Raw genomic sequence first — 12,126 nt, forward strand, 5'->3', positions numbered from 1 at the left:
ACATTGTTAACATATATATATTAAAAAAAGCGCTGAAAATTTAAATTTTCAGCGCTTTTTTAATCACTTATTTTTTGTTACATATAACTTAAGATCTCTTTTTTGAAAGCATCATATTCGCCTTGCATAATCAATCCGTTATCCAATAATTTTTTATAATTCTGAAGTTTGGCAAATAATTCGTCACTTGACATTTCACTCATTTTTTTCTCACCAGAAGTTCCTTCCGTTTGAATTTGCTCTACAACAGGTTCAGAATACGTTGGAAGCGCGGGCATAATTTCAGCAAAATCAGTTACTTCTTCTGTTTCCATTTCTTCAACAATTTCTTCCTGAATAACCTCAGGTTCTACTTGTATTATTTCTTCTGTAATTGCAGTTTCCACAACAACCGGACCTGAAACAACCGGATTTTTTAAAGCATCTAATTGCTCTTTGGCAAACGTATATAATTTTCTGGCTTGATTTTTTGGGATATAATCAATATTAATGACTAATTCTGTTTGCGTAGAAAAAGAAAATTCGGAACCCAAAATATTCTCCTTTACAAATACTCCGGCTATATCATCCCAGTCATAATCAACAAAATCCATAGACAGCCCAAGATTCTTAGGTTTGCATAGGATGATTCTTTTATTTGTCACCACAATGCTGTCCGGAAATACTGTGATTGCAGGTTTTTTTTGTACACCAATATAACCTACTTCTTCATTTTTCATCAATAAAGTCTCCAGTTTCGCAGTAATTTTTTCAATTGCTTTTGGATCCTGATCTTCGTTTAAAAAACTTTTAATATGCTCTTTCATTTTAATTTACGGATTTATTTCGCTTTGTATTTTTTTAGTTAAACTTTTAAATACCAAATCATAAGAATGGTCAATTAATTCTTTGACAAAAGTATCAGATATTTCACAATTTACAGCAACAGTATTCCAATGAATTTTACTCATGTGGTAGCCCGGCTGAATATCGTCATATTGTCCCCGCAATTCTTGTGCCCAATCCGGATCACATTTCAAATTTAATGCCGGTTTTCCTTTTTCCCATTCTTTTAAAGAGGCCAGAGCAAACATTTTTCCGCCCACTTTAAACACCAAAGTATCTTCGTCAAAAGGAAAATGTTCGGTCACTCCTTTTTTGGATAAGCAATATGTATAACAATCTTCAAGATTCATAATCTTATTTTTTATCAATTCTACTTTTACTGCCTGTTTTCACTTAATTACTCTTTCCATCATTTTTTCCGGATGTGCCAAAGAGGTAAAGCCGAATTTCTCATATAAAAAATGAGCATCGGAAGTGGCCAATCTCCATATTTTTACATTTTGAAGCGTTGGTTCTTCCATCATATTTTTAATTAAAACCGAAGAATATCCTTTTCCCCGATGTTCTTCTGCAATGAAAACATCCATAAGATAAGCGAAAACCACATAATCCGTGATTACTCTTGCGAAGCCAATTTGCTCTTCGTTCAGGTAAATTCCGAAGCAAACCGAGTGGTCGATTGTGGCCTGAACTTCTTCTATCGTACGGCCTGCCGCCCAATAAATGTCTTTCAGGAAATGCTGGATGAAAGGTATATTTAACTTGTTTTTATCCGTGGAAACTGTAATCATTTTATTGGCTGGTTTTAATTCGTAACCAAATAAAGAATTGGTTTACTTGGACTTGCATCATTTTCAAACGAAGCAATCTGGATGTTTAGTATGTAAGTGCCATCGGTAATTTTATCTTTAACAAAAATCATCTCCGTGATGGTACAATTCATTCGGGCATCTTTATTCAGATTGTTAGCATCTTTCACATTCCAAAAAGCCTTATGCGCTAAAAGTTTGCCCTCATCGTGTTCTTTATCGACGCTTGGCAAGTCAATCAGCAGATGCTGTATTCCTTTTTCACGAATAAAAATTGCTGCAGCTTCATCCAAATAAGGCGGGTTTGTATTGGAATATTTTTTAGACAATTTGTCGATTTCATTTGGCAATGTCCTGATTACGATCGCTTCAGGGATTTTTCCCGCCAAAGCACTTTCTATATTATTTTTGGTAATAACCAAATCTTCTCCTTTCATTTCCGGTTGTACCGAAATTAATTCAGCAGTAAAGAAAAATTGTTTCAAACACTGATTAATACTGTAAAAATCAAGGGTGATGTGTCCCAAACACTCTGTGTGAGTTCCATGTCCGTGAGGATTGAAGAAAATATTGTTGAAATTTGTCGATGAACTTCCTTCCGAAACTTTCCCTATCCAATCACCAAAACGAACTGGTTCAATCACCGGTTTTTCAATATACCAGGCAATGGGGTTTTGATCTGTATTTGTTAATGGGATGGAAATATCAATGGGTTTCGATAAGTCAATTTCGATTTTATTGTTGATTATTGCTTTCATGATTTTTTAACCGCAAGGTTCGCTAAGAATTACGCAAAAGCCGCTAAGTAAATTTATAAATTATTAATTATTAATTATTAACTATTCTCTTTATACCATTTTTAATTAAAGTGACATTGAAATTCATGAGTAGCCCTAATTTACAATTTGTTAATTTAAAATATGTTAACAATTGAGCAAAATGAACATCATTCAATATATCAACCGACTTTATTTCTAAAATCAATTTGTTTTCTACAATAATATCAAGTCTGTATCCAACCTCTAATTTTACTTCTTCGTAAATTAATGGAAGTGATTTTTGCTTTTCAACATATAATCCTCTTTTTTTAAGTTCATAAAACAAACACTCTTCATAGGCGCTTTCCAAAAGTCCCGGACCTAAATTTTGATGCACTTTTAATGCACAATCAAATACAATTCTTGATAATTCATTTTCTGTCATTTTATAATTCTTTGCGTTCGTGGCGTATAACTTTGCGATCCTTGCGGTTAAATTATCCCAAATTTAACCAAAACAAGTCAGATGCAATTCCATCGCAAAAGAATTTTCCTTTTTTAGTAGTCTTCAAAACAGCATCATCAATAATTAACTTCTCATCGTCCAGGTATCGTTGTGCATTTTTCAGTAAATAATCAAGTTGTGGTTTACCAAAATCATTTTCTATACGATTTAACGAAACACCCCAAACAGTTCTTAAACCCGTCATAATGTATTCGTTATAGCGGTCTGTTTTAGATAATTCTTCTGTTTCGTTAGGCAACTTATTTTCTGTTATAGACCTAATATAAAGAGAATTATTAGCGATATTCCAACTTCGGTTTTTACCATCATAACTGTGTGCCGAAGGGCCAATTCCAAGGTATTTTTTTCCAAGCCAATACGCTGAATTATTTCGTGAAAAATAATTTTCCTTTCCAAAATTCGACAATTCATAATGGATAAATCCGTTAGCTTCAAGTGTATCAACAAGCATCAGAAACTGCTCTTGCGCCACAGCATCATCCAATGGCGGAATAGTTCCCTGGCTGATGAATTTCTGCAAAGCCGTTTTAGGCTCAACTGTCAGGGCATAACTGGAAATATGCGGAATATTTAAATCTAAAACCGTTTGGATATTTTGCAGCCAATGCGCATTGGTTAAGCCGGGAATCCCATAAATCAAATCGACTGAAATATTATCAAAATATTTTGTTGCCATTTCGAGGCATTTTAGTGCTTCTGCCGAATTATGAGCACGATTCATCAACTGTAGATCTTCTTCAAAAAAGGATTGAACACCGATACTGAGACGGTTGATTTTGTTTTCCGCCAAGGCAATAATTCTTTGTTCCGATAAATCATCCGGATTGGCTTCTACAGTAATTTCAGGGTTTTCGGGAACATTGTAGTTTCTATAGACTTCATCAATCAGCATTTTCAAATCGGAAATATCTAAAATACTAGGCGTTCCTCCACCGAAATAAATGGTTTCTACCGTTTCATTTTTGAATTCATTTTTCCGTAGCTGAATTTCTTTGGCCAAAGCCAAAACCATCTCGTCTTTCTTCTTCAGTGAAGTAGAAAAATGAAAATCGCAATAGTGACAAGCCTGCTTGCAAAAAGGAATATGTATGTAGATTCCGGCCATTTTCAGTTTCCAGTCGCAGTTATACTGAGAATTATTTTTTTACTCGTTCTTCATTCTGTTTTACAAAGGCATCCCAACCGCTGTAACTTTTTGCACCTACTACTTTCCCGGTATTGAAAAAATGGCAGACAGCTGCTGCCAGCCCATCAGTACTATCGAGGTTTTTGGGCAGTTCTTTCAAGCCTAAAAGCTGCTGAAGCATTTTGGCGACCTGTTCTTTACTGGCATTTCCGTTTCCGGTTATGGCCATTTTTATCTTTTTAGGCTCGTATTCGGTAATTGGTATTTGTCTTGAAAGCCCCGCTGCCATTGCAACTCCTTGCGCTCTTCCTAACTTCAGCATCGATTGTACATTTTTTCCAAAAAAAGGTGCTTCTATCGCTATTTCGTCCGGATGATGGGTTTCAATTAGTTCAATGGTCCGTTCAAAAATAATCCTAAGCTTTGTATAATGATCATCGTATTTGGACAATTGCAATTCGTTGAGTTGCAAAAATTCCATTTTTTTATTGATGACTTTTATCAGTCCAAAACCCATAATGGTTGTTCCGGGGTCAATTCCTAATATGATGCGCTCGTTTGCCAATTTTAATTTGTTATTTTGCAAGATGATTTCCGTATCCCACAAAGCTAAACAATTCCTTGTACTTGTAATCAAACTTTTGATTGTAGGTGGCGCATTTTATTTTATTTACAACCAATTGGTTAGCAATGAAAAACTCGACTGGGACAAATTTGTAACTCTTTTAAATAGAAAACTATCCCTTTGGAATCTTGTTTTAATCTTATTTCTAACGTTTTTAAACCGTTTCCTGGAGATTTTAAAATGGCAGAATTTAGTTTCCGTTATACGGAAAATCACTATTGGAGAAGCAGCGAAACAAGTGTTAGGATCCCTGACGGCCGGGCTATTTACCCCAAACGGCATTGGTGAGTTTGCCGGAAAAGCCTTGTTTTATGAAAAAGCTAAAACTAAAAAGATCATTTTCCTGAATTTAATCAGCAATGGAATTCAAATGATCCTGACTGTGATTTTTGGAATTTTTGGATTATTATATTTCAATGCCCGTTTTAGTATAATCACCACTAAAGCTGTTATTGGCCTTTTTGCAATTATGATTGTAGTTTTTGTCGTTTTATTTTTCGCCAAAAAAATTACTGTCAAAGGGTATTCCATCGAAAAACTGATTCATAAGCTGAATGAGATTCCGAAATTCATCCATCGGAAAAATATCGGATTGGGAATAGGCCGTTATTTAGTTTTTTCTCACCAATATTATATTTTATTTCTGCTTTTTGGCGTCGAAATTCCGTATTTACTGTTAATGGCTGCTATCACGAGTGTTTATTTTATCGCTTCGTCGTTGCCTACTTTTCAGTTTTTGGATTTTGCCGTAAAAGGAAGTGTCGCAGTTTATTTCTTCGGATTAATGGGTGTAAATGAATGGATTGTGATTTTTATCAGTACGCTGATGTGGTTTTTAAACACCGTTTTACCATCGGTAATTGGAAGTTATTTTGTTTTAAATTTCAAAACCACATGGAAATAGTCAACCTGATTTTTGTCATTCTCTTTATTCTTTATGCCTTTTTTATTGGTTTACTGATTTATGGTTTTTCAAAAATAAAATTGTTTCAAAACACTTTTACAACATCAAAAACAGGTTTTTCCGTTATCATCCCATTTCGAAATGAAGCATCTCATTTGCCGGATTTATTACAATCACTTTCTAAACTCAATTACCCGAAAGGTTTGTTTGAAATCATTCTGATCGATGATCATTCAACCGATAATTCCGCAGCAATTATTACACATTGGCACAATGAAAATACAGCATTTCGGTTAACAACACTAAAGAATACGAGAATTTCAAATTCCCCTAAAAAGGACGCAATAACAACCGCTATCGGAGTGGCGAAGCACCCTTGGATTATAACCACGGATGCCGATTGCGAAGTTCGGGAAAATTGGCTTTTTACTTTTGACAATTACATTCAAAACAATGCCATCGAAATGATTGCCGGGGCCGTTAACTTTCCTTCGGAAGATTTTTTACTTTCTCATTTTCAACAAATGGATATGCTGAGTTTACAAGGGGCAACTATCGGAAGTTTTGGTCTCAACAAAGCATTTATGTGCAATGGAGCCAACTTTGGGTACACCAGAAAACTATTTCAGGAATTGGACGGATTTAACGGAAATAATCATATTGCGAGTGGAGACGATGTTTTTTTATTACAGAAAGCGATTTCGGAATTCCCTGAAAAAGTGGGTTATTTAAAATCCGAAGAAGCTATCATCACCACAAAAACAGAGAAGAGCTGGTTGGGACTGTTCCGGCAAAGAGTTCGCTGGGCTTCAAAAGCAACGGCTTATCAATCACTGTTTTCAAAAGGATTGGCAATTGTTGTTTTTATGACTAATGCAAGCCTGATTTTCGGGATCGTATTTATGCTGTTGGACTGGGTGTATTGGACATCGCTCCTGCATTTCTTTTTGATAAAATTTACTATCGATTTTGTGTTAATGTACAAAACCAATAAACTACTCAAGATGTGTATGTATTCGGTTATTCCCAGTAGTCTGGTTTATCCTTTTTTCAGCACGGCTGTGGCACTGTATTCGCTGGTTGGTAATTTTGAATGGAAGGACAGAAAGTTTAGTGCTTAATTTTTTTGCTTCCAAAAGCCAACCCCGCAAAAGTCATCGCTAGAATTATGGATGAAATAACACTGACAATCACATTTCCAATTTGGGCTAGTGAAAGACAAAATACAAATCTAATTACTGTAAACGCAATGGTCAGAAATACGACGAAAAGCCAATATTTCGGGTGTTGGAACTGCGTTTGTTTTTCTTCGGCAGGAAATTGAAGCAAGAAATAAAGGAGAAACAGCATTCCGAATAACGAACTTAGGTGCTGTGCTATTTTATAATAAGGTATGTTTTTTATTTGTTGTTGAAGAAAAGGGATTTCTGTAACAAAATAACCTGTTTTGTGTGTAAATGAATCCCATAGAATATGAGAAGCCGCCCCAATAAGTATTGAAATCAGCACTTTGACAACATTCCGTTTTAAATAATCGATCCAATTACTGTTTCTCAAAACATTCAATCTATTACCGACAAAAGCAGGCAAATTATCGACTAAAGATTTTTTAATGCAACTATGAAACAGAACAGCTATCAAAAGTCCCACAGGAAGATTAAATAAAAACAATCCTAAGAAAGTATGACTCATGGAACTTTCTACTTTCATTTTTATGAAATATTCAAAATCTGGACACATCGCTCCTATTACCAATCCGGTTGCTGATAATTTATGGTTTTTTAAGAGTGGCAAAACAATAGCCGGATGCGAAAACGTAAACGGCATTAATCCTCCAATTTTAATATTACTGGCAGAACAAACTGTGATTTGACCTTGATTCCGCGCTTTATTGCAGGTTCGACTACAGGAAAATCGGCTAATTTAACCTGCATGATACTATCTATTTTTTCCGTATTGTACATCTTGCTGCTCTTAGGAAAATACGGTTCAAACTTGATTCTTGCATCCGGAAAAACGGTCACTTTTACTTGTATCGTATCCAGATTCGGGTATAATATTTTAAGTGTATCTGAAGCTAGTTTTTTTTGAATTGTTTGGGTTAAGAAATCGAAAAAACATTGTTTTCTGGCTTCTTTATCAGTAATCGAATCACAATTGTATATCGTGGGAAATTCATCTACCTCAGACCAGTTTATTTTTTTTAATTCCTGCTGAAGTAATGCGTCTTTTGCAGGAACATTTTTCTCAAAATACTGACAGCTCTGAAAAGCAAAAATTAAAAGTAAGAAAGCTATTGTGTTTTTCATTTACAATTATTCGATAAATTGTTCTGCAGAAATGCTTATTTTTATTATCAAAAATACTAAAAAATAATTTATGGATGCATTATTATTAGTTGCCGGGTTTATTTGTGTTGTGGCGGGCATTTTTGGGAGTTTTCTTCCTGTTTTGCCAGGTCCCAGTGTTAGCTGGATAGGATTGCTGTTATTGTATTTAACTGATAGCGTCCCTAACAACTACTGGATACTCGGATTTACTTTACTGATAACTATTGTCATTACTGTTTTAGATTATATTATCCCGGCAAAAGGAACCCGGAAATTTGGCGGCAGTTCTTACGGTGTTTGGGGAACTAACATCGGGTTAATCGTGGGGTTGTTCCTTCCCATTCCGTTTGGCTTTGTAATTGGTGCTTTTCTTGGTGCTTTTCTCGGCGAAATGCTATACAACTCCCAAGATAAAAAAAGAGCTTTAAAAGCTGCTACTGGCTCGTTTTTAGGTTTCCTTGTTTCTTCCTTTATGAAATTCCTGATTTGTATGCTTTTTCTAGGGACTTTTGTTTACGTAAGCTGGAGCAATCGGGCTTTGCTTTTTTAATTCCGAAACATTCCTCTATCATGGAAAAACCTTTGTAATATATATCTTCCTGTTTTGAATACAGAATATACACGTAAAACATATTTTTAAAATTGAAAAAGGCTTAAATCAAAAAAGCCCTCCATAATATGGAAAGCTTTTCATCTCGTCTTAAGGACGAGACTACTAAACCACTCAAAACTTCATCTCGATTGAATCAATCTCTCAAGGGACGCTCTGTTCAATCTTTTTAATCGTTTTTCCTCAAGCAAAGCTTCTGTTTTTGTTTCAAAGGCTATTGAATACCGTAATTCCCAATCATTTGCTTTTGAAGTAAAATTGCTCTTGCCATTGTTATGATATTCCAACCGCTTTTCAATATCAGTTGAAAAACCTTTGTAATATATATCTTCCTGTTTTGAATACAGAATATACACGTAAAACATATTTTTAAAATTGAAAAAGGCTTAAATCAAAAAAGCCCTCCATAATATGGAAAGCTTTTCATTGGTCTAACTACTAAACCACCCATTTCTGGGTTAAACAACACAACTACTCTTAAATATTTTATCGGGCTAACCCAAAAGTATTTTCTTAGGATACTTTATTGGGCAAAAAAGCACTTTGTTTCCAAAGTGCTTTCCCAATTTTAGCGGTCTGGACGGGACTCGAACCCGCGACCCCATGCGTGACAGGCATGTATTCTAACCAACTGAACTACCAAACCATCGCTTAATTGCGGTTGCAAATATACAACCATTTTTAACTTCTACAAGTGTTTTTGAAAAAAAAATGAAAAAAAAATCCACTCAATTATCCAAACTTTTGTTTTTCAATTAAATAGGTCGTCATAATTTTTTCGAATTTTTCATCGACTGAGACTGGAACGTACTTAATTTTATAAAGTGCACAAGTATTTGCGACCTTGTCAAAATAGTCCTGAACCACTTTTTCGTAGTCCGTTTTGATGTTTTCAGCAAATAAATTGACTTGCTCACCGGTTTCCAAATCGATAAATTTGCGTGGCGCGTTATCAAAATTGAAATGAAACTCGGTATTTTTATCGATAACATGGAATAAAACCACTTTGTGTTTGTTGTGTTTCAAATGCTGCAATGCTTTAAAAAGCCGTTCGTCATCTTCCCCCTGAAACATATCAGTGAATAGTACAATCATGGAACGACGGTGCATTTTCTCTGCAATTTGATGCAGATACGTGATAGTATCAGTTTGTTTGGATGCTTTTGGTGTCTGGAGTATGTTTTCCAGAATATTCAACAACATTCTATGGTGTCTGTCGCTGCCTTTTTCAGGAGCATAATATTCGTAGGTATCCGAATAGACACTTAAACCTACCGCATCGCGCTGTTTCTTAAGCAAATTCATTAAAACCGCTGAAGCCAATACAGAAAACCCGATTTTATTCTCGTAGAAGAACTGGTGTTCTTTTAGTTTCGGGTAGTGCATTGAGGAAGAATTATCGATAATGAGATGGCATCTGAGATTGGTTTCCTCTTCGAATCGTTTGGTGTACAAGCGGTCTGTTTTAGCAAACAATTTCCAATCGATGTGCTTAGTGCTTTCCCCTGCATTATACACTTTGTGTTCTGCAAATTCAGCAGAGAAACCATGAAACGGGCTTTTATGCATACCCGAGATAAAACCTTCCACGATTTGGTTCGCTAACAGCTCGAGATGCTGAAAACTGGATATTTTGGCAATTTGATTATCGATATTCATACTCAAAGATAAATTGAAAATTTGAAAATCAGGTGAATTTGAAGATGATTTTTATGGAAACGAATAAGTTGAACCGTACAGTTTGACTGCAGCCCGGATAGCAACGGCATCCTTTTGCTTTTTTCTTAAAAAGCAAAAGATAGAGTGGATAGCCGGAATAGCTGCCCTAAAGATGGCAATCTGTTTGCAGGCCTGAAGCGAACAACCGTTAATTATTTAAACCTCAACAAAATAAAATAAAAAAGCCTGACTCACGCCAGGCTTTTTTATATCAATTGTGTAATCGGATTACAACAATGCATCAATAGCTTCAGTATACGTGTTTTTTGGAGCAACACCTACTTGACGTCCTACTACTTCTCCGTTTTGGAACACCAAAACAGTAGGAATGTTACGAACACCGTATTTTGCAGCAAACTCCTGGTTTGCATCTACGTCTACTTTTCCAACGAAAGCTTTTCCTTCGTATTCAGAAGAAATTTCGTCAATGATTGGACCTACCATTCTACATGGACCACACCATGCTGCCCAAAAATCTACTAATACAGGTTTATCTGATTTTAATACTAACTCTTCGAAAGTTGCATCTGTTATTGCTTGTGCCATTTTTAAATTCTTTATTAATTGTTGGACAAAAATAGAATTTTATTTTGAATTGATTACCGAATGAAAATCAGTTTTAATTATATATGAATTGATATTTTTTATCAGTTGATTAAAATAAAAAAGGAGCTGATAAACAGCCCCTTTTTCGGATATTATAAAAACAGTATTACAAAGCGTATTTAACTCCGATTGTTAATCCTAATCCGCTGATTCCAACGAAAGAACTGATATCGTCTGTCGCTTTAGTATTGTCAAATCCAGCAGCATTTGTTACTTTGCTATTTGAAGAACTATTCAATTGATCTACATAATTTACGTGGCTTGCAGAGTATGATGCATCAGGACGGAAAGATGTTGGTGTATACAATTTATCTTCTCCATTTTCTTTATATATTTCCGTTTCTTTAGATTTACCGTGAACAGTGAAGTTTCTGTACTCTACTTCGCTGAATACTGATAAATTTTTTCCGATTTTGAATGAAGCTCCAATGGCAGCCATAAATCCAACAGTTGGCTCTGGTTTTACCACGTCTTTAGAATAAGTATTCGTAATTCCGGCTGGAGTAGTATAAGTACGGTTTGTTTCGATAGTCAAATCACCGTGAATTGGTACAATAACCCCTACTTTAGTATAAGGCTCAAAACCATTAGTTTCGCCTAAAAACAAAACTAGAGCTGGAGATAAATCCAATGCTTTAATTCTGCCTTCCGCTTTACCGTCAACAAAAACCGGAGCTCCTGGAACTGCTTGTTTGTGAGTCGTCTGAACCATAGTTTTGCTTTGCCCGATGTAATAGTTAACACCCATTTCAACTCCTAAACGAGTTGTGAAGCGGTATCCAGCCGTTAAATTTGTACGAAAGCCTTCTCCAAAAGATCCGTGGTTTGTTTCTCTTGAAAGTAAAGTAGTACCATCGGCACCGTAAACGTCTGTATTTGGCAATTGACCACTAACGATTGGGAATTCTGTTGCTGCAGTTTGTAAGAAGTAAGAACCGCCTACTTTAAAATACCAGCTTTCTTTTTTTTGAACTGGCTCTTCCTGATCTTGGGTTGTAACTTGAGTTTTAACTTGGGTTGTAACTTCGGTTTTAACTTGGGTTGTAACTTGGGTTTCTTGGGCTACGGCTGTCATAGTACAAGCTATGAAACCTAATAGCATTAGATTTTTTTTCATAATTAATTTGGGGTATTTTTGAGGGCACAAAAATAAATAATTTACACCCCATTTTGAAGCGATCTTAGATCACGAATGAAGTTTTAAACTTTTTATTATGCTTGCATAGTAAAAATCAGACGTTTACGAAAAAACTTTAACATTCATAATTGAAAAAAAAGAGAGATTAGG

Annotated in this window: 16 protein-coding genes and 1 tRNA gene; 3 read left to right on the forward strand and 14 right to left on the reverse strand. The window is 35.3% G+C overall.

Going from position 1 to position 12,126, the window contains the following annotated elements; translation table 11 throughout:
• Positions 1 to 77 precede the first annotated feature (77 nt).
• The 7 genes from ACRDEC_RS01835 to ruvC all read right to left on the reverse strand — a co-directional run bounded on the left by ACRDEC_RS01835 (position 78) and on the right by ruvC (position 4,609).
• Positions 78 to 806, reverse strand: coding sequence for a PH domain-containing protein (locus tag ACRDEC_RS01835; RefSeq protein ID WP_431496623.1), 729 nt, complete (start codon positions 804 to 806; stop codon positions 78 to 80).
• A 6-nt stretch (positions 807 to 812) separates the two neighbouring features.
• The gene (locus ACRDEC_RS01840; protein ID WP_431496624.1) at positions 813 to 1,175 is read right to left on the reverse strand and encodes an MmcQ/YjbR family DNA-binding protein; all 363 of its coding nucleotides are present in this window, start codon (positions 1,173 to 1,175) and stop codon (positions 813 to 815) included.
• A 39-nt stretch (positions 1,176 to 1,214) separates the two neighbouring features.
• The gene (locus ACRDEC_RS01845; RefSeq protein ID WP_431496625.1) at positions 1,215 to 1,616 is read right to left on the reverse strand and encodes a GNAT family N-acetyltransferase; all 402 of its coding nucleotides are present in this window, start codon (positions 1,614 to 1,616) and stop codon (positions 1,215 to 1,217) included.
• Positions 1,617 to 1,630: 14 nt separating this feature from the next.
• Positions 1,631 to 2,392, reverse strand: a complete 762-nt coding sequence (locus ACRDEC_RS01850; protein ID WP_431496626.1) for a cyclase family protein — start codon at positions 2,390 to 2,392, stop codon at positions 1,631 to 1,633.
• A 70-nt stretch (positions 2,393 to 2,462) separates the two neighbouring features.
• Entirely contained in the window at positions 2,463 to 2,837 is a 375-nt protein-coding gene (locus tag ACRDEC_RS01855; protein WP_431496627.1) for a GxxExxY protein, read from the reverse strand.
• A gap of 52 nt (positions 2,838 to 2,889) precedes the next feature.
• On the reverse strand, positions 2,890 to 4,023 hold the full coding sequence (gene hemW, locus ACRDEC_RS01860; protein WP_431496628.1) for a radical SAM family heme chaperone HemW: 1,134 nt from the start codon (positions 4,021 to 4,023) through the stop codon (positions 2,890 to 2,892).
• A gap of 31 nt (positions 4,024 to 4,054) precedes the next feature.
• On the reverse strand, positions 4,055 to 4,609 hold the full coding sequence (gene ruvC / locus ACRDEC_RS01865) for a crossover junction endodeoxyribonuclease RuvC (protein WP_431496629.1): 555 nt from the start codon (positions 4,607 to 4,609) through the stop codon (positions 4,055 to 4,057).
• A gap of 22 nt (positions 4,610 to 4,631) precedes the next feature.
• Between ruvC and ACRDEC_RS01870 the strand changes: the two genes are divergently transcribed.
• Both ACRDEC_RS01870 and ACRDEC_RS01875 read left to right on the forward strand, forming a co-directional pair.
• The gene (locus ACRDEC_RS01870; protein ID WP_431496630.1) at positions 4,632 to 5,573 is read left to right on the forward strand and encodes a hypothetical protein; all 942 of its coding nucleotides are present in this window, start codon (positions 4,632 to 4,634) and stop codon (positions 5,571 to 5,573) included.
• A complete protein-coding gene (locus ACRDEC_RS01875; protein ID WP_431496631.1) occupies positions 5,564 to 6,694 on the forward strand; it encodes a glycosyltransferase family 2 protein in 1,131 nt (376 codons plus the stop codon). Before ACRDEC_RS01870 ends, ACRDEC_RS01875 begins: the two co-directional genes overlap by 10 nt.
• Here the strand turns inward: ACRDEC_RS01875 and ACRDEC_RS01880 are convergent.
• Both ACRDEC_RS01880 and ACRDEC_RS01885 read right to left on the reverse strand, forming a co-directional pair.
• A complete protein-coding gene (locus ACRDEC_RS01880; protein WP_431496632.1) occupies positions 6,684 to 7,400 on the reverse strand; it encodes a DUF4184 family protein in 717 nt (238 codons plus the stop codon). The two genes, ACRDEC_RS01875 and ACRDEC_RS01880, sit on opposite strands and share 11 nt — an antisense overlap.
• The gene (locus ACRDEC_RS01885; RefSeq protein WP_431496633.1) at positions 7,400 to 7,882 is read right to left on the reverse strand and encodes a hypothetical protein; all 483 of its coding nucleotides are present in this window, start codon (positions 7,880 to 7,882) and stop codon (positions 7,400 to 7,402) included. Before ACRDEC_RS01885 ends, ACRDEC_RS01880 begins: the two co-directional genes overlap by 1 nt.
• 70 nt (positions 7,883 to 7,952) lie before the next feature.
• Here ACRDEC_RS01885 and ACRDEC_RS01890 point away from each other — a divergent pair, with 70 nt between their 5' ends.
• A complete protein-coding gene (locus tag ACRDEC_RS01890) occupies positions 7,953 to 8,453 on the forward strand; it encodes a DUF456 domain-containing protein (protein ID WP_431496634.1) in 501 nt (166 codons plus the stop codon).
• Positions 8,454 to 8,635: 182 nt separating this feature from the next.
• Here ACRDEC_RS01890 and ACRDEC_RS01895 read toward each other — a convergent pair whose 3' ends face one another.
• The 5 genes from ACRDEC_RS01895 to ACRDEC_RS01915 form a co-directional block, all read right to left on the reverse strand.
• Positions 8,636 to 8,878: a GIY-YIG nuclease family protein gene (locus ACRDEC_RS01895; RefSeq protein WP_431496635.1), complete on the reverse strand. Its 243-nt coding sequence runs from the start codon at positions 8,876 to 8,878 to the stop codon at positions 8,636 to 8,638.
• Positions 8,879 to 9,085: 207 nt separating this feature from the next.
• Positions 9,086 to 9,159, reverse strand: a tRNA-Asp gene (locus tag ACRDEC_RS01900).
• Between the two features lie 86 nt (positions 9,160 to 9,245).
• Positions 9,246 to 10,172 (reverse strand): DUF58 domain-containing protein, encoded by a 927-nt coding sequence (locus ACRDEC_RS01905; RefSeq protein WP_431496636.1) that lies wholly within the window; start codon positions 10,170 to 10,172, stop codon positions 9,246 to 9,248.
• Between the two features lie 288 nt (positions 10,173 to 10,460).
• Complete coding sequence (gene trxA / locus ACRDEC_RS01910) at positions 10,461 to 10,778, reverse strand: thioredoxin (RefSeq protein WP_431496637.1); 318 nt, start codon at positions 10,776 to 10,778, stop codon at positions 10,461 to 10,463.
• Positions 10,779 to 10,944: 166 nt separating this feature from the next.
• On the reverse strand, positions 10,945 to 11,955 hold the full coding sequence (locus tag ACRDEC_RS01915; protein WP_431496638.1) for an outer membrane beta-barrel protein: 1,011 nt from the start codon (positions 11,953 to 11,955) through the stop codon (positions 10,945 to 10,947).
• Positions 11,956 to 12,126: the final 171 nt, after the last annotated feature.

Source organism: Flavobacterium sp. (assembly GCF_050696275.1).
Lineage (GTDB): Bacteria > Bacteroidota > Bacteroidia > Flavobacteriales > Flavobacteriaceae > Flavobacterium.